Here is a 20,705-nt window from a genome sequence, read left to right as displayed (position 1 = left end):
CACATAAATCTGCCTGTCAAAACGACCTGCGCGCATCAACGCACGATCTAAAATATCTGCACGATTCGTAGCAGCTAAAATAATTACACCGCTATTTGTTCCAAAACCATCCATTTCAGTGAGTAATTGATTGAGCGTATTTTCACGTTCATCGTTTGCTCCGTGAGCTGGATTTTTTCCACGCGCTCTACCAATCGCATCAATTTCATCAATAAAAATAATACAAGGAGCTTTTTCTTTTGCTTGGCGAAATAAATCGCGCACTCGCGAAGCACCTACTCCAACAAACATCTCCACAAAATCAGAACCCGAAAGTGAGAAAAATGGTACTTTTGCTTCTCCCGCAACCGCCTTTGCCAGCAAGGTTTTACCCGTTCCTGGAGGTCCAACTAACAAAGCGCCTTTCGGAATTTTAGCTCCCAAAGTGGTGTATTTCTTCGGATTTCTCAGAAAATCGACAATTTCCATTATCTCAATTTTCGCACCCTCCAAACCGGCAACATCATTAAAGGTAATGTTCACATTCGTATCTTTATCAAACAAAGTCGCCTTTGATTTTCCGATGTTGAAAATTTGACTTCCGCCGCCACCGCCACCCATTCTGCGAGAAATAAACACCCACAATACAATCATCAACACCAATGGCAACACCCATTCTAACAAGGGCTCCGACCAATTAGTATGTGTTTCGGAAACAGGATAAATTTTTTGTGCTTCTGGAATATTTTTTTGATAATCGGCTATTTGCGATAAAAAATGATCGGCACTTTCAATCGGCATTACGTAATGAGGGCCTATATTTACACCGCCCGTATAACTTTTTTTGTTTACGTCTTTAAATTCATCTTTAAATTTAGCCGAATTCAAGGTATCCATATTGATATAAATCTCAGCCGTTTCGTGATTTACAATTGCTATCTTAGTAATATCACGATGTTCCAACAGGGTTTGCAAACGTTGAATCGTCAATGTTTTCGGGCCACCATCGGGATTAAAAAAAGTAAGTCCGATCAGTACCACTGCCACGATGGCGTAAATCCAATAAAAACCAAAAGGGTTTTTAGGTAATTGTGGTTTTTTCTTAGAAAATTTTTCTTTCATTTTATCGAAAGAATCTTTATTCGTTTTTTTATCTTGATCTTCGGTTGCACCCATTATTCCTAATTTATCTTTTAAATTTTATTAATCTACAGCAATCAATTCTTCTACTTCGGCATCTGCCCAAAGCGCTTCCAAATTATAGAACTCGCGAATATTTTTTTGGAAAACGTGTACTACCACATCCACATAATCTACCAAAATCCATTCTGCATTTTCATAACCTTCGGCGTGATACGGGTTTTCGCCATGTTCTTTTTTCACTTCGTATTCAATGGATTTTGCAATCGCATCCACCTGTGTGGTCGAATCGCCTTCACAGATAATGAAATAATCACAAATGCTATTGGAAATGTTTTTTAGATTTAAACAGGTAATATTTTTTCCTTTTTTTTCCTGAATCCCTTTTATCACTGTTTCAACCAATCCAGTTGATTCGCCTTTCTTTTGTTTTTTCTTTTTTGCCATTTATTTTTTTGCAATACGATAAAAATATTTTGTACTATTTTGTTTCTTATTTTTGTGATGATAGAATCGGCAAAAATAGTCAATTCTTTTGCAACAATTCGTATGGACACATTATTTATCGGTCGTAAAATTATTGAATTAGATTCCGTAGCCTCTACCAACAGTTATGCCACTGAATTATTGCATGCCAATACGCCTGCCGAAGGTCTTGTTATTTTTACAAAAAATCAAACCAACGGAAAAGGTCAGCGCGGCAACAAATGGCTGAGTGAACCATTATCAAACCTAACTTTCAGCATTGTTTTGTATCCTCATTTTTTGAAGGCAGAACAACAATTTATCCTTACCAAAACCATTGCTTTGGGCGTGGCTGACTTTATGTCAGATTTGCTCCTAAAAGAAGGTATTTCTGACGAAGTGAAAATTAAATGGCCAAATGATATTTTTGTCGGTAACAAAAAAATTGCTGGTATTTTGATTGAAAATTCCTTGCGAAACGAGACCATTTCTAATTCCGTTGTCGGAATTGGAATCAATCTCAATCAAACTTTTTTTGGGAAGGATGCGCCCAATGCTATTTCTGTAAAAATACTGACAAATACGACGCAAAATTTAAATACCTGTTTGAAAAATATTTTTTCAAACATCGAAAAAAGATATCTTCAATTACGTTTCAGTAAAATAAATATTCTTGAAAAAGATTTTTTGGCGAAACTCTACAAATATGATGAATGGTCGTTTTTTATGATTAAAAATGAAAAAACAAAAGGTCGAATTACAGGAATTGCTGCTTCTGGAAAATTAATTTTGGAGCACGAAAATTTATTTTTCGCAGAATACGCGCTGAAAGAAATTGCATTTATTATTGATTAATATCCTTCAATTTATTCGCCAATAAATTGAAAAAATTACCAAGCGGTTTTACCACCATCATTTTTAACATCGGATTCAAATCGGCATCAAACACAAGTTGTGCGGAGCATTTATTTTCCGATACATCTGCCAATAAAACACCCAATGTAAAATTAAATGGATTTTTTCCGTTCGAAACTATTTTGATTTGAGAAGAAGGTGTTTTTTCTGAAATCTTCATTCCAATCGTCGCCATTCCCTTGATGGTAAACGAACAATCGTTTTCCGTAGAAGTCCAGTTGGTAACCTGCTCAGGCATTAATTTCTCAAAATTATTAAAATTACTCAGAAAAGAAAATATTTCTGCAGCCGATTTATTAATTTCTACTTTATCACTTTCTATACGTGTCATCAGGTTTGAAAAATTATTTTTTTGGAGTCCATGTTTCAGGGTTTGCGCGCCACTCTTTCAATGATTTTAAATCTTTTTCAGTAATAAAATTCGATTGAAGAGCTTGTTCTATAAGGATTTCGTAATTGGTAAGCGTTCTTAATTTACATTTTGTTTTCTTAAAATTTTCGGTTGCTACATCAAAACTATATGTAAAAATTGCAGCCATTCCCTTCACTTCGCATTTTTCATTTCGTAGCGCATCTACCGCTTTAATGCTACTTTTTCCAGTAGAAACCAAATCTTCAATCACCACCACCGTTTGACCTGGCTCAATTTCACCTTCAATTAAATTGGAAAGTCCGTGAACTTTTGCTTCCGAACGCACATATACAAAAGGCAATCCCATTTCTTGTGCTACCAATGCGCCGTGTGCGATTCCGCCCGTAGCAACACCTGCAATCACATCTGGTTTTCCAAATTCTTGCGTAATTAACTCCACAAATTGTTGGCGAATATATGTTCTTACCTTAGGGTACGACAAAGTTTTGCGGTTATCGCAATAAATCGGCGACTTCCATCCAGATGCCCAAGTAAAAGGCTTATTAGGTTGTAATTTAATTGCTTTAATTTGCAGTAAAAATTCAGCAATCTTCAGTTCGTATTCCTCATTCAAAACCATGGTACAAATGTATAAAGTTTTTACAAACTCGGCGTGTATTTTTTTCAGTTCGAAAAATAATTTTTCAAACGATGATTTGAAGGAAGGCGTTGTGATGACAGCTAATTCACAAAAAGAACTTAAAAAAAATATCTCTCAATTTCTCTCTTCCGTCGGGACAAAAAACGTATTTGTCATTTTTAAAAATAAAAATGAAATGGAAAATTTTATTAGTTCATTTTTTAAGATTATTGAAGCTGCTGGCGGTTTAGTAAAAAATGATGTGGGTGATTTATTACTAATTTTCAGAAATGAAAAATGGGATTTGCCAAAAGGGAAAGTTGAAAAAGATGAAAAAATAAAACAAGCCGCTTTACGCGAAGTGCAAGAAGAATGTGGGATTGAGAGTCTGAAAATTATAAAAAAAGCGACTACAACTTATCATTTATACACGTTGAAAAATAAGTTTATATTGAAAAAAACTTTTTGGTTTGAGATGGAATCTAACGAACGTAAAACGCTAAAACCTCAATTGGAAGAAGGAATCACTAAAGTAAAATGGATGAATAAATCTGGAATTAAAAAAGCAATGAAGAACACATATCCTTTAATTAAAGAGCTTTTAAAAGATTATTAATCTTCCTTATCCCCCACATTAAAATCGTGCTTTTTCTCTTTAGTAATTTTATACAAAATCGATTCTATTCCTCCACTCGGACTGTCTGCTGGCGACTCCACAAAATTTCCGGAAGGTGAGATAAGAAAGAACATCGGAAGCATCAACACATCGTATTTATCAAGTAATTTCTCCTCTTTTCCATTGTATAAAGAAGTCCAATTGTATTTCGGATTAGCTGCTAAATATTTTTTCATGCTTAACACATTTTTATCCGTGAAAACAGTAATAAATTTAATTTTTTTACCATACTTTTTATTCAAATCTTCCATCACACTCATCTCTTGCAAGGAAGCCGCACTCGAAGTTTCTATGAAACTCAGGTAAATATATTTACCTTTAAAATCAGAAAGATGCATCACAATGTCTTCTTTATCGGGCAAGGAAAAATTGGGAGCAGCTGCGCCTTTCTGAAGTTTAGAAAAAGAATTTAAAATATTTTCTGCAATTTTTTTATCTATTTCAATAGCACTATTTTCTTTTACATATTCTAAAATAGAAATAATATTCGCCGCCTTAAAGCCATGTATATAGTACAATTCCGACAATCCTTTGAGCAAAACCAATTCGCACAAACTATCATTTTTCAATAGCGTATCTCGTTTCATTACTTCCATCAGTCCGCTATAACTATTGGAATCATTGATTTCTGCATATACTTGCGTGCCTTTTTGTGTGGATGAAAACACTTGTAAATATTTGGTGAAATAATGATTGAAAAACGTCATGTACTCATAGCTTTCGTTATGAACAGGGCGATTGTAAATGTATTCACATGTTAATTTTTTTTGACTTTGAAACGTATTTTCTTCGAGCGATGCAAACGTGTAATCGATGTACGCATGAAAATAATTATTCTGAACAGACGCATATTTTTTCTGCATTTCACTTTTAAAATTTTCGAGCGGAACGTGTGATACTTTTTTTACAAAATATTGATAATTATTCTGCCAAAATACATCAAAATCTTTATTAAAATCGATTATCAATGAGTTAATTTCAGTAGTGTCTTTATCTTTTAAAAAAAGTGTCAGATCTACTTCTTGTTCTACATTTGGATTGACAAAGCGGACAGAATCGCGCGCCGGAAAAATTGATTGATAGGATTGATTAGGATCCACGTACATATCCGCTTTCACATGACCGATACGCAAATAAATATATTTGGTATTGGGCGTATATAAATTCAGCTCAAAAAAGCCACTGTCATTTACCGTTGTAACAGCCAATTCGCGCTCGGTATAAGTAATCATATCTGAAAAACTGTACGCACCAATTTTTTGTCCGATGTAGTTTTTAGCAAAACCTGTTATCGTTACATTTTCTTTGAAATCTGCTTGACAAAAGGCTTTTGCAACAAAAAAAATAAAAATAACGAAGGAAATTTTTTTTTTCATCTAGATTTATTTCAGTTTTATTCCATCAGGAATAAATTTTTTCACGTCTCCTCCATTTCGCAAAATATCGCGAACAATGGTGGAACTAACGGCAGAAAATTCAGGATTACTGACAAAAAAAACAGTTTCTATCTCCGCTTCCATCGCTTTGTTCATTTGTGCGATACTACGTTCAAATTCAAAATCTGCAGACGAACGTAATCCGCGTACAATATAACTTGCGTTATTTTTCTTACAAAAATCAACCGTCAATCCTGTGTACGTTTCTATTTTTATTTTCGATTCATTTTTAAAAATAGTTTCTAAAAAATGAATTCTTTTTTCGAGCGTGAAAAAATATTTTTTCTCCGTATTAATTCCGATCGCAATAATAATTTCGTCAAACAAAGACAAAGCTTTGCGAACGATGGATTCATGTCCAATCGTAATGGGATCAAAAGATCCAGGGAAAACAGCAATTTTTTTCATCGTTTTTTTCATTCAGAAGTTTCTGTATTTTTCATCCCGAAAATACTAAAATTTACTTTGCCATAACTCCTCACTTCTTGTAAAAAAGCATGTCCGAAAAATTTTTTTTCGGAAGCGTGTTCTACAATCAACCAGCCATTTTCATTCAATAATTGTTTTTCGAAAACAAGTTCAGGAATGCGTTCCGCGCCTTTCATTTCAAAAGGAGGATCGGCAAAAATAATATCAAATTTCTCCAAACTATTTTTCAGAAACCCAAACGCATCGCTTTTTACAGGATGTATTTGCGGAAAATCCAATTCTAAAATTATTTTTTTGACGAAGACAAAACAGTTGTAATTTCCATCCACCGAAATAATTTTTTTTACTCCACGCGAAGCAAATTCGTACGAAATATTTCCGGTGCCACAAAACAAATCCAAAGCATTTACTTCCGACAAATCAAAATGATTGTTGAAAATATTGAACAAGGCTTCTTTCGCGATATCTGTGGTTGGCCGAACGGGTAAATTTTTCGGTGCCATAATCGATCTACCTTTGTGTGTTCCGCTTACTATCCGCATAAATATTGGCTAAAAAGACTGTAATAAAAATGTTTTGGTAAGGAATTCATCTTGTAAGAATAATTATAAATTTCACTTCTATTCCCAAATTTTACATGACGTATGTATTTATGCAAAATACTATAAATAGCAGATTCTTGCTCTACTTCACCAACTAAAACGAGCTCTATTTTTTCTGGATTTAAGGATAATTGTTCACAACAAAATAAGAGATAATAAATAAAATCTTCACTGGTTTGATGTTTGAAAGAATTGTAAAAAAGTAATTTATTTTCTTCCAAAACAATGATTTCAAAATGTGAATTTTGAATATTAACTACCATCGTTTTGTTAGATTTGTTTTTATACGTAGCCAACAAATGGTCAATCAGAGCAGTGGAATGATGATGAAACGAAATATCGGAATAGATCTCTGAAAAATATTTTTTCAAAGAAAGCGGAACTGAAAAAATATTTTTGGCAGACGTATTTTTTAACTTGTCTGTAAAAAACATTTCGTCAGCTTGCAAAGGATGATTAAATGCTAAAAAATCGCTCGCATCTTCTTGTTCCAAAAAACCATCAGGTACAAGCGTAGAAGGACTTCTAGCAATTGCTATTTTTACAGCTAAATTTTTGTTTCGAAAAAATATTTTTTCGAGCATAATTTTTTCTACTTCTTCGCAAAGTGAATTGTACGTGTAAATTCCACGAAAAGTGTACGCCGCCAAAGCCAATATTCTTTTTTCTTTTTCGTCTGATAAACAAAAAGAAAATTCATCCAATCCAATTTGAATAAAAAGTGTATGTCCTTTCAAAGAGGAGCCTTTTAAGGATTCGTCTTCAAAAAAAACAGTTGGCGATATGTTTGGAGAAAGATTCATTTTTCAGAAACAAAACTACCATTTTTTTCTTTCTATCCTTTTTTGAGAAGTAGAACTCCTTGAAAAATTATTTTTCTGTACCTTTCCCAACTCAATGGACACAAAAACAATACAGACCGCGCTCATCGGTAATTTTCCGCACGAAACAACAAACGATCAGCAAACTTTGTTCGGGAAAATTGCATTATTTTTAGATAAAGAAAATCATTCGGAATTATTTGTTTTAAGAGGTTACGCAGGCACGGGAAAAACCAGCGCTATCGGGACATTGGTAAAATGTTTACCGATGTGCGGATACGAAACTTTTTTGCTTGCGCCCACTGGTAGAGCGGCAAAAGTACTGACAGAATATTCGAAAAAACAAGCGTTTACGATTCATAAAAAAATATACAGAAGTATTTCTAACGAAGAAACATCGCGTTTTATGGTGCAACCGAATTTTCATAAAAACACCGTTTTTATTGTGGATGAAGCATCGATGATTGGTAATTCTTCGACAAGTTCCGGCTTTTACAATGAGCGCAGTTTATTGGATGATTTAATAGGTTATGTGTTTAGCGGAACAAATTGTAAACTGTTGCTTTCCGGCGATACGGCTCAACTTCCGCCTGTAGGACTTTCAGAAAGTCCAGCCTTGGATATGGAATATTTAAAAGAAAATTACAATAAAGAAATCAGCGGTTTTGAGTTGAAAGAAGTAGTGCGACAAAGTGAAAAATCAGGAATTTTATCCATCGCTACACATTTGCGAAAACAAGCCTCAGAATCTTCTACAGAAAATTTAAAATTTCAACTAAAAAACTTTTCGGATGTTATTCGTATTAACGGAACGGAGCTGGAAGATGCACTAAACAGCGCTTACAGCAGTTATGAAGCCGAAAATGCAATTGTCATTTGTCGCTCGAATAAACGTGCAAATATTTTTAATCAACAAATACGTGCACGTATTTTGTGGAAAGAAAATGAAATTTCGGCTGGCGATCAAATGATGGTGGTGAAAAATAATTATACGTGGCTTCCAGTTAATTCGAAAGCTGGATTTATCGCCAATGGAGACACGGTTGAATTGCTGAAAGTGAAGACCATCGCAGAAATGCACGGATTTCGATTTGCGGATGTGAGCATTCAACTGAACGATTATCCGGATGAACCGGTAATGGAAGTAAAAATTTTATTAGATACTATTATGTCCGAATCTCCGGCACTTTCGAGCGCGGATAACAAAAAATTATACGATTCCGTGGTGGCGAGTTATATGGATGTTGCCAACAAACAAATGCGCCGAAAATTGGTAAAAAATGATCCGTATTTGAATGCCTTACAAGTTAAATTTGCGTACGCTGTTACCTGCAATAAATCACAAGGAGGTCAATGGAAAACGGTGTTTGTAGAGCAAGGCTATTTAACGAAAGAGATGATTAATACCGATTATTTACGCTGGTTGTATACGGGTTTTACACGTGCTACCGAAAAACTTTTTTTGGTTAATTTCAATGCTGATTTCTTCGAAGAACCTTAATTTTCGTCTTCTAAAAATTATTTTTTCGAACAAACACTTCTCGTTTTCGATAAATTAACTATTTTAGCCTACGAAAAATTTAAAATTAATCTTTTATACCCATAACGAAATGTTGTTTCAAGAAAAAAAATGTGGACTTATTACTTTGTCTGTTGCAGCTTTTACAATGATTTTATTTTCCTGTAATTCAGGAAATAACAATGTCAATAAATCAGGAAAAGACAGCTTGTCGACTTCTCATAAAGATACCACGGCAGAAATAAAAACCGACTCCGATTCCTATGTTTTGCCATCGCCATTACAAATTGCATCCCTCTTTAAACGTTCTGGATTAACGTATGTAGAAGGATTGACCAATCCTCAAAAAGATATTTCTAAATACACTTCTAAGTTTAGCCAGTGCATTGCATTGGGCGTTTACAGCGGTGATTTATCGTATTATGTATTGAACAAAAAAACTCAAGAAGCCATGAATACCATGAAGGTTTCTGAGCAGTTGGCTGGTGAGTTGGGCATGAGCAGTATTTACGAGCAGAATGATTTGGGAAAACGTTTTGAAAAAAATATTTCCAACGAAGATTCATTGGCTTCCATTATTTCGGATTTGCAAATGGAAAGTGACAGTTATCTTTCTGATAATAATCAACAACATGTTTCGGCGATTGTATTTGCTGGGGCGTGGGTGGAAACAATGTACATCGGAGCAAATGTGTATCACAAAAGTAAAAATTCAGATATCAACAATAAAATTTCGGAGCAAATGACGATTTTGGGTAATATAATTCAGGTGCTTACAAAATATGAATCGAAAGATACAGGCATTGCTCCTTTGGTAGCCCAATTGCAATCGGTAGAAACTATTTACAACACAACGGACGCCGTTAAAAACCATAAATCGGATGATGAATCGGTTGTATTGCTAACCGAGCAAAACATCAACGACATTGCTAAAAAAATAGAAGAAATCAGAACGTCTTTTATCAAAGGATAATTTATCACTAAAAAATTATATTTATGAAACCATTTTTCGTACTCCTTTTATGTTCCTGTTTTTTATTCTTCGGATTTCAAACTGATTCTGGAGATTCGTGTAATATTAGAGCATTAAAGATAAAATGCAAACCGATGTTGTCGCCATATACGTACGACAGTTCTCAAATTATGCACATCCGTTATTTTCGTGAAGAGAAACGCAGAGAATTTGAAGTTCCTCTTTTTGTGGATCAAAAATACCGTATCGTTTTTACGAGTACTTCTTTGCAACAGCCTATAAATGTGGAAGTTTATAAAAAAGATTTCACACATGAAAAAAGAGAATTGTTATTTTCTTCGACCAGCGATAAAGGAAATATTTTTTCTTTCGAACCCGCCAGAGGTACAAAAATATTTGTGGATTATATCATTCCAGCATCGAAGGATTCCAGTAACACTACAGAAGGCTGCGTGGCGTTCTTATTGGGATACCAATAATTAACGTTTGAAAAAATAATTTTTCAATCCTCTTTTTATTCTAATTATTTTGCAGGATTTTATTTAAAAATATCTTGCTCAGACAAGGGTCTTTCTGAAATTCGCCAAACAAAATTTCGGAGAATCATATCTTTCGGATCCGCGTCTTTGTAAGGAAAAAGTGTTGCGTCCGGTTTCGTAATAAAAGTAATATTGGTTACTTTATTGTCTTTCATAAAAATAATCATAGAGCTGCAATCTGCTTTATTTACACCGATGGATTTTTTCGTATCCTTTGCGTAATAAATGGTTTGTCCGTTGCCTTTCACGTGTATTTTATACAATTTATTTTTCACGAAAGTTCCGAGAACGTGTTTTCCTTTTACTTGATTAAAACGCACACTGTCTTCTTGCGAAATAATGAACGAATTGCTAAACATTTCTAAACTTTTTATTTGCTTATTTCCGATGGTTACAAAAATAGTATCTGCCGTAAGCTGGCTTTTATCAGACCAAAGAACGGGATTATTATAAAAACGCATCGTAGAATCCGTCGTAGAATAAACCATCGAATCGCATCTGCCTTGTATATCCGATTTAAAAAAACGCACGTGATGAAAAGCAAATATTTTTCGAGAAACAGAAGTATCTTTCGGAAAATTTTTATTTTTTTCTGCAACAGCTTTCAAGGTATCCGAATGTAAAAAAAGTGTATCTTTTCCGTACGATTGCATCAACAACACATGTCCTGTAACGAAGGAGCTGTCTTGCTTTCCGTAATATTCCGAATAATCGCCACTCACATTAATATTTTGAACGGTATCAATAATATGAACGTTCTGAATCGCTTTCCCAAAACTATTTTTACGATCGTAAAAAATACTATCGCCCATCATTTTTTGTTGTTTGGTAATGATGTACGCGTTTTTGTTGTATTGCGAAAAATCACTCTGCGTATCGTACCAACCATTTTCACAATAGATAGAATTTTCTTTGCTTTTAATGGTTGTTGGTCCGAAAAAATAAGCTGTTTTTGAAATCGTATTGTAATGCAGCGTGTCGCAATTCATGGTATATTGAGCGTTTACAAGCTTCACATTTTTTTCAAAAACAAGTTCTTTTCCGGAAGAATAATAATAACCAAGATTGCTCGTCAGCGTGTTTTCTTTGTCCACAATTTTACCGCCATTTGTATAATTAGCAACGGAAGCTTTTATGTCGTAATTCAAAAAATCCGTCGTCAAAATCATATCTTTTTCAATAAAACGAACATTTTTATGGACTTCTGCTTTTTTTGTAATGCCGTCATACAACAATAAATTTCCGTACAAATTAATGGAATCGCCTTGCTGAATGTGTATGCTTCCAAAGGCATTTAAAGAATCATTTGCAAAAAAATACGCGCTATCGCAGTGCATTACCACGTTACTATCTTTAAAAGTCACATCGCCAATTAGGCGTTTCGCGCCTTCTCCTAACTTTTTATCGTACTCAAACGAATTGGCATGGATTAATTCGATTTGTTTTTGTTTGGTTTTCTTGCTCTGCGCAGTTATCGCATCAGAAAAAAACAAAAAAAGGATTCCCAGAAAAACAAAACTTAAAACTTTTAATCGCTGAAAAGAATTGTTTTTCATGGAAAATAATCGGTTCAAAAAAATAATTTTTCGAAAGCGTTTTTTATTCTATTTTTTTCGGATAATCGTTTGTGTACGATCTGGACCTACGGAAACAATCGTGATGGGAACGCCAACATTTTTCTCAATCAATTGAATGTAATTTTCCAATGATTTAGGAAGTTGATTGCTATTGTTCATCGCACATAAATCACCGCTCCAGCCTTCTACTTCTTGGTAAACAGGCGACACAAATTCAGGTGAAATATCATAAGGCAAATAATCAATTTTTTTGCCTTCATAATTATAATGCGTACATATTTTTATTGTCTTGAAATCACTGAGTACATCGGCTTTCATCATAATCAATTCCGTTACGCCATTTATCATCACCGCATATTTCAAAGCGGGTAAATCCAACCAACCGCAACGTCTTGGGCGACCAGTTACAGAGCCAAACTCACGACCATTGTTTCGTATTTTTTCACCTGTTTCATCGTGTAATTCAGTCGGAAAAGGACCGCTGCCAACACGCGTGCAATAAGCTTTAAAAATACCAAAAACATTTCCAATACGATTGGGCGCAACACCAAGGCCAGTACAAGCTCCAGCACAAATAGTATTGGAAGATGTAACAAAAGGATACGAACCAAAATCAATGTCTAACAAAGAACCTTGCGCACCTTCTGCCAAAATCGATTTTCCTGCTTTTAATGCGTTGTTGATGTAATGCTCACTTTCAATTTGTTCGAATGCTTTTATTTCCTCAATTGCTTTAAACCAAGCGGGTTCCAGTTCAGATAAATTGTATTCATATTTGTAAAAATCCAATAATTGTTTGTGTTTTTCAACTAAAAATTGATATTTACTTTTAAACGTAGGAGTATTTATATCGCCTATTCGCAAGCCATTTCGACCTGTTTTATCCATATACGTCGGACCGATTCCTTTTAAGGTAGAACCAATTTTTTCATTTCCCTTCGATGCTTCCGAAGCTGCATCCAACAAGCGATGCGTTGGTAAAATAAGATGTGCTTTTTTCGAAAATAAAAGTTTCGATATCACGTCTACGCCCATTTTTTTCAGTTCTTCAATTTCTCCCATCAACACCACAGGGTCAATCACCACACCGTTTCCGATAATGTTAATTGATTTTTCATGAAATATTCCAGAAGGAATTGTCCTCAACACATGTTTAATTCCATTAAATTCGAGCGTATGTCCTGCGTTCGGTCCGCCTTGAAAACGCCCGATTATATCGTATTTCGGAGTTAATACATCTACAATTTTTCCTTTTCCTTCGTCTCCCCATTGAAGACCTAACAATACATCTACTTTCATTTATTTGGTTGAATTTTATGTGTTGAAAAAATATTTTTTTGAATCAAAATTATTCCTTTTCGAGCATCTCGATTGCATTCGAAATCGTATCCGAAATATTAAAAATGGTATTCAATTTTGTCATTAATAATAACTCATTTACTTTTTTTGAAATACCAGCTATTGCAACATCTCCACCTGATTTTCGGGCACGTGTTAAAATATTTATCAAGATATTTAATCCGCTGCTGTTCACGTATTTTAATTCCGATAATTCTAGTACAAATTTATTTTTCCCGGCAGCAATAAATGCGTCTGCTTTGCCCATCATTTCAGCCGATTGATCTTTATCAATCAACTCTCCTTTTAACGTAAAAATAATTACGCCCAATTTTTCTTCTTGTAAATACTCAAATGCCTTCATAGTTTATTTTTTTATAGAATAATTTTCGCACTTTCCTTTTTCGGAAAGTTTTTTGCATTTCCCATACAAATTAAGCGAGTGATGTGTTACATTAAATTGTAAAATATCGCCTGCCATTTTCTGAATATTTTGAATGCGCGGATCACAAAATTCCGATACTTTTTCGCAATCCAAACAAATTAAATGATCGTGTTGTTTGTATTCGAAACTACGTTCAAATTGTGCTAAATTTTTTCCGAATTGATGTTTTGTTACCAATCCGCAAGCAAGCAATAACTCAATAGTATTATACAATGTAGCACGACTCACACGGTATTTTTTATTCTTCATGTGAATATACAAGGACTCAATATCGAAATGTCCCGAATGTGAATAAATTTCATTGAGTATGGCAAAGCGTTCCGGCGTTTTCCGGTGTCCTTTGTTCTCTAAATAATCAGAGAACAACTGCTTCACAGTATCTTTTGTTTCTTGCTCCGACATAGTTTTAAAAACGTGCTAAATTAGGTATATTTATGAAAACACATCGAAATAAAGTTTCAACAATTTTTCATATTTAATTTTTTCGGATTGTTCTGAAAAAGAGGCTCTAAAAAATTAATTTTTTGAACGCTTTTTTTTGTCTTTGAAAAAATATTTTTTCGAATACATTTTTCTTCTCTTCCGAATTTTTACATCCATCAATTAATGAAACAATGTCTATATTTACGCGCATTTAATTCCTTTTATGAAAAATAATTTTCCGAAAATAATTTTAAATTCCGGTAAGGAACATTCTCTAAAACGCTTTCATCCATGGGTTTTTTCCGGTGCGATAAAAATAATTCCGGACACTATTTTGGAAGGTGATGTAGTAGAAGTTTATACGGCAAGTAACGAATACCTGGGCACGGGGCATTTTCAAAAAGGTACAATTAGTGTTCGTATTTTTTCTTTTTTGCAAACAGAAGTGGATGAATTGTTTTGGGAAAATAAAATTTTAAAGGCATTTCAATATCGAAAATTCATAGGATTAGTAGACAATTTAAACACCAATGCGTACCGACTTGTTTTTGGAGAATCCGACGAATTACCTGGATTAATAATTGATTTTTACAACGGCACTGCTGTGATGCAAGCTCATTCTATTGGAATGCACTTAATTCGCGAAACGCTTTCAAACGCATTAAAAAAAGTAATGGGCGAAACCTTAAAAGCCGTCTATTATAAAAGTGTGGATACCTTGCCGAAAATAGATTCCTTGATTGTTGAAAATGCTTATTTATATGGCAAACCTGACACCAATGAAATTCTCGAAAATGGGAATAAATTTTTTATTGATTGGGAAAACGGTCAAAAAACTGGCTTCTTTTTAGATCAACGCGATAACCGAAATTTACTATCTTCTTTCGCAAAAGGAAAAAAAATATTGAATACTTTTTGTTATTCCGGCGGTTTTTCTGTGTACGCACTAAATGCTGGTGCCAGCGAAGTACATTCGGTAGACAGTTCTCAAAAAGCAATTGATCTCACTGAAAAAAATATTTTATTGAACAACCATTCTGCCGCCAATCACGAATCTTTTGTGGCGGATGCTTTTCAATTTTTAAATCACAAGGAAAATTTTTACGACATTATTATTCTCGATCCTCCCGCTTTTGCAAAACACCGCAATGTAACACACAATGCCGTAATGGGCTACAAACGCATAAATGCGGAAGCAATGCGCCAAATAAAACCGGGTGGAATTTTGTTCACGTTTTCTTGCTCGCAAGTAATTGATAAATATTTATTCAATCATACTATTACATCTGCGGCGATACAAGCCGGAAGAAATGTAAAAGTGTTGCATTATCTTTCGCAACCTGCGGATCACGCAGTAAATATGTATCATCCAGAAGGAGAATATTTAAAAGGTTTGGTAGTTTATGTCGAATAATTTTTAATATTTTTTCGGTAAATTCCTGATATCAAAATAATGAAAACGAAATCGGATTTAAAAATTATTTTTATGGGAACGCCTGATTTTGCAGTCGCTTCCTTGGATTCTTTGCTTAAAAACGAATGTACTGTAATTGCCGTTATCACCACGCCAGATAAGCCTGCAGGCCGTGGACAAAAATTACAAGAATGTGCCGTGAAAAAATTCGCGCAAGAAAAAAATCTAAAAATTTTACAACCCAAAAAATTAAAAGATCCTGAATTTATAGCCGAATTACAATCACTAAATGCAGATTTACAAATTGTAGTTGCTTTCCGAATGTTGCCTGAAATTGTTTGGAACATGCCACGCTTGGGAACGTTTAATTTACATGCGTCCTTACTCCCAAATTATCGCGGAGCCGCGCCTATCAACCGCGCCATTATGAATGGAGAAAAAGAAACAGGCGTAAGTACTTTTTTTCTTCAACAGGAAATTGATACTGGGAAAATTATTTTTTCAGAAAAAATTTCGATTCTTGAAAATGAAACAGCGGGAGAATTACACGACAAATTAATGTTGCTTGGCGCCGATTTAGTTGTAAAAACAGTAGATGCCATTCTTTCAGAAAATTATCCAGAAACAGATCAAGAAAAATTATTTTCGAAAGGAACAGAATTAAAAATCGCACCGAAAATATTTAAAGAAGATTGCAAAATAAATTGGAATCTTTCCGTGGACGAAATTCATAATTTTATTCGCGGATTAAGCCCGTATCCAACGGCCTGGACGGAATTAAAACATCCGAAAGAAAATCTCTTATTGAAAATTTTCCGTTCTGAAAAAGAATCTTCTGAACACACTTATACTATAGGAAGCATTATTAGCGATCAAAAAAACAGCTTAAAAATAGCTGTATCAAAAGGTTTTATTCACATTCATGAATTACAATTATCTGGAAAAAAACGAATGACAAGTGCCGATTTTCTTCGAGGTTTTCTGATTGATTCCACTTTTTCTGTTGCATAAGAGGCACTGTTTTAGCCATTTTCAGCCCACGTTATTAACAAAACACTACGATTTATTAACAAATTATCACTTTTAGTAGTTAAGAATGCAGCGTGTATTGAATTTCGTATACTTTTGCTTCAGTAATTAATCAATGTTTAACCTAAAAAAAACAACATGAACAAAGCAGAATTAGTTGACGCAATCGCTGCAGAAGCGAAATTATCAAAAGCTGATGCAAAAAAAGCATTAGATGGTTTTATTGATGGAACTACAAAAGCGCTTAAAAAAGGCGACAGAGTAGCATTAGTAGGTTTCGGATCTTTCTCTGTTGCTAAAAGAGCAGCTAGAATGGGAAGAAATCCTCAAACTGGAAAAGCGATTAAAATTGCCGCTAAAAAAGTGGTTAAATTTAAAGCTGGTGCTGAATTAGCTGGTAAAGTAAAATAATTTTTATTTACTTTATTGAAAGGTCCCGTTGGCTTATCGCTGACGGGATTTTTTATTTTGTACTTTCGTGCCTTCAAAAAAATAATTTTTCAGATGACTAAAAAAGAGAAGATAAAAAAATTTGATCCGAACGGAATCGGAGATACAGCCAATACTATTTTTGGTTTGCCTTTTACAAGTGATGAGGCGGAAGTGATTGTTATTCCTGTTCCTTGGGAAGTTACGGTTTCCTACAGTGCCGGAACTGCAAACGGACCGAAAGCCGTTTATGATGCTTCTTTTCAAGTAGATTTATTTGATGCCAATATTAAAAGTGCTTGGCACAAAGGTATTTTTATGGATGAAATTCCGAGCCAAATTCAGAAACAAAGTAATACGCTTCGCAAAAAAGCAGAAAAATATATTTCGCTTTTAGAATCTGGAAAAAATTATTCTGAGAATTCTGAAATGGCTGCCATTCGTAAAGAAATTAATACAGCTTGCGAAAAATTAAATTTTTGGGTGAAAGAGAAATCCTTGCATTTTATGCAGAAAAATAAAACGGTGGCTTTACTCGGCGGCGATCACAGTACGCCACTTGGTTTGATGCAAGCACTTTCCGAAAAAAATAAAAATTTCGGTATTTTACATATTGATGCGCATGCTGATTTACGTGATGCTTACGAAGGTTTTGAGTTCTCGCACGCTTCCATTATGTTTAATGCCTTGAAAATAAAACAGATTTCTAAATTAGTTCAAGTTGGGATTCGCGATTATTGCGAAGCAGAAGCACAATTGATCGAAAATTCAAAAGGAAGAGTAAAAACTTTTTTCGATAGAGATTTGAAAAAACGTTCATTTAATGGTGAAACTTGGAAGAAAATCTGTTTAGAAATTGTCGCAACTTTACCTGAAAAAATTTATTTGAGTTTCGATATTGACGGATTAGATCCGAAACTTTGTCCGAATACAGGAACTCCAGTTGCTGGAGGATTTGAATTTGAACAAGCTTTATTTTTGATAGAAACAGTTATTGCTTCTGGTAAAAAAATTATTGCATTTGATATTAATGAAGTTACGCCCGGAAAAGATGAATGGGATGCAAATGTAGGCGCGCGCTTGCTTTACAGAATAGCTAATTTAGTAGCACATCAATAAAGATAAAATGTCTGAAAAAAATATTTCGGAATTAGTAAATCATCTCTTCAATTTTATTTCGGATAACCGAAAAAAAAAGTTTTTAGAAGTGCTTCAATTTCGTACGCGACATATTAGCATTGTGTTGGAAGATATTTATCAAGCGCACAACGCCAGCGCAGTTTTGCGTTCGTGCGATTGTTTCGGAATTCAAGATGTTCACATCATCGAAAATAAAAACAAATACACTGTAAATCCAGATATTGCTTTGGGTTCCAGCAAATGGGTAAATTTAATTAAGTACAATCAGTCTGAAAATAATTCGCTCGAAGCGATTCAAAAATTAAAAAAAGACGGTTATCGGATTGTCGCGACAAGTCCGCACGCAAACGATTGTAATTTAGAAGAGTTGAATATTGATAAAAAAATTGCGCTTGTTTTTGGAACAGAATTAAACGGAATTTCTGATGAAATAAAAAACAATGCGGATGAATTTGTAAAAATTCCGATGTTTGGATTTACCGAAAGTTTCAACATTTCCGTTTCTGCAGCTTTGTGTTTGCACACGTTAAGCACGAAACTACATCAAAGCAAAATAGATTGGAAATTGAAGGAAAACGAAAAAGAAATTATTTTGTTGGATTGGTTGTGCAACTCTATAAACAAACCCGAATTGATTGAAAAGGAATTTTTGAAAAATAATTCTTGAGGTTTTATTTCCTCGCTTCCACTACACTTTTATATTCTTGCAAGTAAACTTGTTTTACAAAATGAGAAATAGCAAAAGTTCGAATTTTATTTTTCTCATCCATAGAAACAGTATTCAAAAAAATATTTTTTTGAATAGCAGAATTTAGAACAATTCCACAATCCTTTTGTGAAACAAATTCAGAATAATCTCCCAGATTTTCAGAAATAATTATTTTCAAACCGCAACTTAAATATTCTGCAAACTTAACAGGTGAAGCCACTTTGTTGGTAATCGTATTTTCGCGAATAAGCAAGCCATAATCCGCAGCCATCAAATAATTCGGAACTTCATTCGGTTTCACTTTTTTATTGAAAACACGATTTGGAAATTCATTTTTCATTTGCGTTATTTTCTCATCTTCATCCGATAAAAAAAATATTTTTAAATTATTTTGATTCGAAAAAGTATTTTTTATAAAATCCTGAAGCAATTGAAAAGACTGCCAACCAGCAACAGAACCAGAATAAATCAAAACAATGTCTTCATCTGTAAATCCCATTTTCTTCCTGCTTTCCAAAATCGAATTTTCATTTATCACAACATCCCGAAACACTTTATTTATAGTGCAAGGAATAACAACGTGAGAGTTTTTAGTGTAATTAAATTTAGTTTTCCAATGTTCAACTAATTGATTGGAAACGGCTATTCTAAAATCGGAATTTAACACCACTTCTTTTTCTAATTGTTCAATTTCTTGAATCATTTTTTCATCATTTATAACTGGATATTCATGCCATTCGGCTGAAATAGCACCACGTCCATCATAAATAACTTTATCAATTAATTTATTAGATTTTAATTTTAACGCTAATTGAGTAGCTAAAACATTGCGACCAATTACTATTTTAGGTTTCAAAAAACGCGTACAAAGTAGCAACAGAAAATAATTTTTTTTCCAATTACTGAATTTCGGAAACATCGGAAAAACAATAGCTTCAGGCAATTCTTCCTTTATTTTATTTTTGGAAGTAGTAAAATTTCGGATGGAAATAAAAGCTACCAAACGGATTGGTTGCTTCATTTCTTGAGAAATAAAACGCACAACATCTATAACCTGTGAAGAATAAACTCCTGACGGCTGATCACTGTATGTTAAATAAAAAATCAAATTTTGGCATTTAAAATTTGAAGAATTCTCTCTGTTGCTTTTCCATCCCAAAGTTCAGGAATCTCACCTTTTTTATAGGTTCCATTTTCGATTTCGAGAATGTGATTATTTATTTTTTGAATATCGAAAGGAACTAAGGTATTTGTTCCAGTTGTAACGGTAATTGGTCTTTCTGTGTTCGGACGCAAGGTTAAACAAGGTTTTCGCAAAAAAGTAGATTCTTCTTGAATTCCACCACTATCTGTCAAAATAAATTTCGATTCAAAAATTAACTTTTGGAACGAAAAATAATCCAAAGGCTCGGTATAAATAATATTTTTATTTTCAGAAATAGATTCAGAAAGCCCAAATAATTCTATATTTTTCAGTGTTCGCGGATGAATCGGAAAAAGCAATTTGTATTTTTTGGTTACCAAATTAATCAGCTCAATCAATTTTGACAAACCTTCTTTATTATCAACCGTTGCCGGTCGGTGCATGGTCATCAACACAAATTTTTCGCGCTCAATTTTATATTTTTTCAACACATCTGATTCGCCAATTTGATTATGAAAAGTAACCAATGTATCAATCATTGTGTTGCCGACAAAAAATATTTTTTCGTTCG

General features: G+C 33.9%; 24 protein-coding genes. 10 read left to right on the top strand and 14 right to left on the bottom strand.

The features are described from left to right. Together ABIZ51_09565 and rsfS are read right to left on the bottom strand one after the other, a co-directional pair. A partial coding sequence (locus tag ABIZ51_09565) for an AAA family ATPase (protein ID MEO7089027.1) occupies positions 1-1,101 on the bottom strand: 1,101 nt, incomplete at its 3' end. Positions 1,102-1,182: 81 nt separating this feature from the next. After that, positions 1,183-1,566 (bottom strand): ribosome silencing factor, encoded by a 384-nt coding sequence (gene rsfS, locus ABIZ51_09560; protein MEO7089026.1) that lies wholly within the window; start codon positions 1,564-1,566, stop codon positions 1,183-1,185. A 57-nt stretch (positions 1,567-1,623) separates the two neighbouring features. On the opposite strand from rsfS, the gene ABIZ51_09555 reads away from it, so the two are divergent. Then, the gene (locus ABIZ51_09555) at positions 1,624-2,439 is read left to right on the top strand and encodes a biotin--[acetyl-CoA-carboxylase] ligase (GenBank protein ID MEO7089025.1); all 816 of its coding nucleotides are present in this window, start codon (positions 1,624-1,626) and stop codon (positions 2,437-2,439) included. Here ABIZ51_09555 and ABIZ51_09550 read toward each other — a convergent pair. Together ABIZ51_09550 and pyrE are read right to left on the bottom strand one after the other, a co-directional pair. Next, positions 2,429-2,830, bottom strand: a complete 402-nt coding sequence (locus tag ABIZ51_09550; GenBank protein MEO7089024.1) for an SRPBCC family protein — start codon at positions 2,828-2,830, stop codon at positions 2,429-2,431. The genes ABIZ51_09555 and ABIZ51_09550 overlap by 11 nt on opposite strands. A 13-nt stretch (positions 2,831-2,843) precedes the next feature. Continuing rightward, positions 2,844-3,491, bottom strand: coding sequence for an orotate phosphoribosyltransferase (pyrE, locus tag ABIZ51_09545; protein MEO7089023.1), 648 nt, complete (start codon positions 3,489-3,491; stop codon positions 2,844-2,846). Between the two features lie 7 nt (positions 3,492-3,498). Here pyrE and ABIZ51_09540 point away from each other — a divergent pair, with 7 nt between their 5' ends. Next, positions 3,499-4,107, top strand: coding sequence for an NUDIX domain-containing protein (locus tag ABIZ51_09540; GenBank protein MEO7089022.1), 609 nt, complete (start codon positions 3,499-3,501; stop codon positions 4,105-4,107). Here ABIZ51_09540 and ABIZ51_09535 read toward each other — a convergent pair. From ABIZ51_09535 to ABIZ51_09520, 4 genes are read right to left on the bottom strand one after another with little or no spacing between them, the layout of a single operon-like run. After that, the gene (locus tag ABIZ51_09535) at positions 4,104-5,543 is read right to left on the bottom strand and encodes a TlpA disulfide reductase family protein (GenBank protein ID MEO7089021.1); all 1,440 of its coding nucleotides are present in this window, start codon (positions 5,541-5,543) and stop codon (positions 4,104-4,106) included. The genes ABIZ51_09540 and ABIZ51_09535 overlap by 4 nt on opposite strands. Positions 5,544-5,549: 6 nt before the next feature. After that, the gene (gene coaD / locus ABIZ51_09530) at positions 5,550-6,011 is read right to left on the bottom strand and encodes a pantetheine-phosphate adenylyltransferase (GenBank protein ID MEO7089020.1); all 462 of its coding nucleotides are present in this window, start codon (positions 6,009-6,011) and stop codon (positions 5,550-5,552) included. 8 nt (positions 6,012-6,019) lie between these two features. Then, entirely contained in the window at positions 6,020-6,574 is a 555-nt protein-coding gene (locus ABIZ51_09525) for an RsmD family RNA methyltransferase (GenBank protein MEO7089019.1), read from the bottom strand. After that, positions 6,565-7,437, bottom strand: coding sequence for a DUF3822 family protein (locus ABIZ51_09520; protein MEO7089018.1), 873 nt, complete (start codon positions 7,435-7,437; stop codon positions 6,565-6,567). The genes ABIZ51_09525 and ABIZ51_09520 overlap by 10 nt, the downstream gene beginning before the upstream one ends. Positions 7,438-7,531: 94 nt before the next feature. Between ABIZ51_09520 and ABIZ51_09515 the strand changes: the two genes are divergently transcribed. The 3 genes from ABIZ51_09515 (at position 7,532) to ABIZ51_09505 (ending at position 10,426) form a co-directional block, all read left to right on the top strand. Then, positions 7,532-8,956, top strand: coding sequence for an AAA family ATPase (locus tag ABIZ51_09515; GenBank protein ID MEO7089017.1), 1,425 nt, complete (start codon positions 7,532-7,534; stop codon positions 8,954-8,956). A gap of 109 nt (positions 8,957-9,065) precedes the next feature. Next, positions 9,066-9,947: a hypothetical protein gene (locus ABIZ51_09510; GenBank protein MEO7089016.1), complete on the top strand. Its 882-nt coding sequence runs from the start codon at positions 9,066-9,068 to the stop codon at positions 9,945-9,947. 23 nt (positions 9,948-9,970) lie between these two features. Next, positions 9,971-10,426 carry a hypothetical protein gene (locus ABIZ51_09505; protein ID MEO7089015.1) on the top strand — a complete coding sequence of 152 codons (456 nt, stop codon included), beginning with the start codon at positions 9,971-9,973 and terminating at the stop codon, positions 10,424-10,426. A gap of 59 nt (positions 10,427-10,485) precedes the next feature. On the opposite strand, the gene ABIZ51_09500 is transcribed toward ABIZ51_09505, so the two are convergent. Genes ABIZ51_09500 through ABIZ51_09485 form a run of 4 tightly spaced genes read right to left on the bottom strand, consistent with a single transcriptional unit; the run spans position 10,486 to position 14,248 of the window. Further along, positions 10,486-12,042 carry an OstA-like protein gene (locus ABIZ51_09500; GenBank protein ID MEO7089014.1) on the bottom strand — a complete coding sequence of 519 codons (1,557 nt, stop codon included), beginning with the start codon at positions 12,040-12,042 and terminating at the stop codon, positions 10,486-10,488. 48 nt (positions 12,043-12,090) lie between these two features. Further along, a complete protein-coding gene (locus ABIZ51_09495) occupies positions 12,091-13,362 on the bottom strand; it encodes an adenylosuccinate synthase (GenBank protein MEO7089013.1) in 1,272 nt (423 codons plus the stop codon). A gap of 49 nt (positions 13,363-13,411) precedes the next feature. Continuing rightward, positions 13,412-13,765, bottom strand: a complete 354-nt coding sequence (locus tag ABIZ51_09490; GenBank protein MEO7089012.1) for an STAS domain-containing protein — start codon at positions 13,763-13,765, stop codon at positions 13,412-13,414. A 3-nt stretch (positions 13,766-13,768) separates the two neighbouring features. Continuing rightward, positions 13,769-14,248, bottom strand: coding sequence for a transcriptional repressor (locus ABIZ51_09485; protein MEO7089011.1), 480 nt, complete (start codon positions 14,246-14,248; stop codon positions 13,769-13,771). A 244-nt stretch (positions 14,249-14,492) separates the two neighbouring features. On the opposite strand from ABIZ51_09485, the gene ABIZ51_09480 reads away from it, so the two are divergent. From ABIZ51_09480 to ABIZ51_09460, 5 genes are all read left to right on the top strand, one after another. Next, on the top strand, positions 14,493-15,683 hold the full coding sequence (locus tag ABIZ51_09480) for a class I SAM-dependent rRNA methyltransferase (protein MEO7089010.1): 1,191 nt from the start codon (positions 14,493-14,495) through the stop codon (positions 15,681-15,683). 39 nt (positions 15,684-15,722) lie between these two features. Next, positions 15,723-16,694 (top strand): methionyl-tRNA formyltransferase, encoded by a 972-nt coding sequence (gene fmt, locus ABIZ51_09475; GenBank protein ID MEO7089009.1) that lies wholly within the window; start codon positions 15,723-15,725, stop codon positions 16,692-16,694. A gap of 156 nt (positions 16,695-16,850) precedes the next feature. After that, the gene (locus ABIZ51_09470; protein ID MEO7089008.1) at positions 16,851-17,123 is read left to right on the top strand and encodes an HU family DNA-binding protein; all 273 of its coding nucleotides are present in this window, start codon (positions 16,851-16,853) and stop codon (positions 17,121-17,123) included. Between the two features lie 93 nt (positions 17,124-17,216). Further along, positions 17,217-18,260, top strand: a complete 1,044-nt coding sequence (locus ABIZ51_09465; protein MEO7089007.1) for an agmatinase family protein — start codon at positions 17,217-17,219, stop codon at positions 18,258-18,260. Between the two features lie 7 nt (positions 18,261-18,267). Beyond that, positions 18,268-18,948 carry an RNA methyltransferase gene (locus ABIZ51_09460; protein ID MEO7089006.1) on the top strand — a complete coding sequence of 227 codons (681 nt, stop codon included), beginning with the start codon at positions 18,268-18,270 and terminating at the stop codon, positions 18,946-18,948. A gap of 4 nt (positions 18,949-18,952) precedes the next feature. Here ABIZ51_09460 and ABIZ51_09455 read toward each other — a convergent pair whose 3' ends face one another. Beyond that, positions 18,953-20,011: a hypothetical protein gene (locus ABIZ51_09455; GenBank protein MEO7089005.1), complete on the bottom strand. Its 1,059-nt coding sequence runs from the start codon at positions 20,009-20,011 to the stop codon at positions 18,953-18,955. An 83-nt stretch (positions 20,012-20,094) separates the two neighbouring features. Beyond that, on the bottom strand, positions 20,095-20,705 hold a 611-nt coding region (locus tag ABIZ51_09450; protein MEO7089004.1), incomplete at its 5' end, for a UDP-N-acetylglucosamine 2-epimerase.

It is taken from the genome of Bacteroidia bacterium, assembly GCA_039924845.1.
In the GTDB taxonomy this organism is placed as follows: domain Bacteria; phylum Bacteroidota; class Bacteroidia; order DATLTG01; family DATLTG01; genus DATLTG01.
This window is presented reverse-complemented; position numbering and strand designations above follow the sequence as displayed.

Bases quoted from the DNA above. Each gene is read 5' to 3' on its own strand.
- ABIZ51_09460 (MEO7089006.1), top strand. From the start codon at position 18,268: ATGTCTGAAAAAAATATTTCGGAATTAGTAAATCATCTCTTCAATTTT.
- ABIZ51_09500 (MEO7089014.1), bottom strand. From the start codon at position 12,042: ATGAAAAACAATTCTTTTCAGCGATTAAAAGTTTTAAGTTTTGTTTTT.
- ABIZ51_09550 (MEO7089024.1), bottom strand. From the start codon at position 2,830: ATGACACGTATAGAAAGTGATAAAGTAGAAATTAATAAATCGGCTGCA.
- coaD (MEO7089020.1), bottom strand. From the start codon at position 6,011: ATGAAAAAAATTGCTGTTTTCCCTGGATCTTTTGATCCCATTACGATT.
- ABIZ51_09525 (MEO7089019.1), bottom strand. From the start codon at position 6,574: ATGCGGATAGTAAGCGGAACACACAAAGGTAGATCGATTATGGCACCG.
- ABIZ51_09470 (MEO7089008.1), top strand. From the start codon at position 16,851: ATGAACAAAGCAGAATTAGTTGACGCAATCGCTGCAGAAGCGAAATTA.
- ABIZ51_09535 (MEO7089021.1), bottom strand. From the start codon at position 5,543: ATGAAAAAAAAAATTTCCTTCGTTATTTTTATTTTTTTTGTTGCAAAA.
- pyrE (MEO7089023.1), bottom strand. From the start codon at position 3,491: ATGGTTTTGAATGAGGAATACGAACTGAAGATTGCTGAATTTTTACTG.
- ABIZ51_09520 (MEO7089018.1), bottom strand. From the start codon at position 7,437: ATGAATCTTTCTCCAAACATATCGCCAACTGTTTTTTTTGAAGACGAA.
- ABIZ51_09480 (MEO7089010.1), top strand. From the start codon at position 14,493: ATGAAAAATAATTTTCCGAAAATAATTTTAAATTCCGGTAAGGAACAT.
- ABIZ51_09465 (MEO7089007.1), top strand. From the start codon at position 17,217: ATGACTAAAAAAGAGAAGATAAAAAAATTTGATCCGAACGGAATCGGA.
- ABIZ51_09455 (MEO7089005.1), bottom strand. From the start codon at position 20,011: ATGAAGCAACCAATCCGTTTGGTAGCTTTTATTTCCATCCGAAATTTT.
- ABIZ51_09505 (MEO7089015.1), top strand. From the start codon at position 9,971: ATGAAACCATTTTTCGTACTCCTTTTATGTTCCTGTTTTTTATTCTTC.
- ABIZ51_09510 (MEO7089016.1), top strand. From the start codon at position 9,066: ATGTTGTTTCAAGAAAAAAAATGTGGACTTATTACTTTGTCTGTTGCA.
- ABIZ51_09515 (MEO7089017.1), top strand. From the start codon at position 7,532: ATGGACACAAAAACAATACAGACCGCGCTCATCGGTAATTTTCCGCAC.
- ABIZ51_09490 (MEO7089012.1), bottom strand. From the start codon at position 13,765: ATGAAGGCATTTGAGTATTTACAAGAAGAAAAATTGGGCGTAATTATT.
- ABIZ51_09485 (MEO7089011.1), bottom strand. From the start codon at position 14,248: ATGTCGGAGCAAGAAACAAAAGATACTGTGAAGCAGTTGTTCTCTGAT.
- fmt (MEO7089009.1), top strand. From the start codon at position 15,723: ATGAAAACGAAATCGGATTTAAAAATTATTTTTATGGGAACGCCTGAT.
- rsfS (MEO7089026.1), bottom strand. From the start codon at position 1,566: ATGGCAAAAAAGAAAAAACAAAAGAAAGGCGAATCAACTGGATTGGTT.
- ABIZ51_09540 (MEO7089022.1), top strand. From the start codon at position 3,499: ATGTATAAAGTTTTTACAAACTCGGCGTGTATTTTTTTCAGTTCGAAA.
- ABIZ51_09555 (MEO7089025.1), top strand. From the start codon at position 1,624: ATGATAGAATCGGCAAAAATAGTCAATTCTTTTGCAACAATTCGTATG.
- ABIZ51_09495 (MEO7089013.1), bottom strand. From the start codon at position 13,362: ATGAAAGTAGATGTATTGTTAGGTCTTCAATGGGGAGACGAAGGAAAA.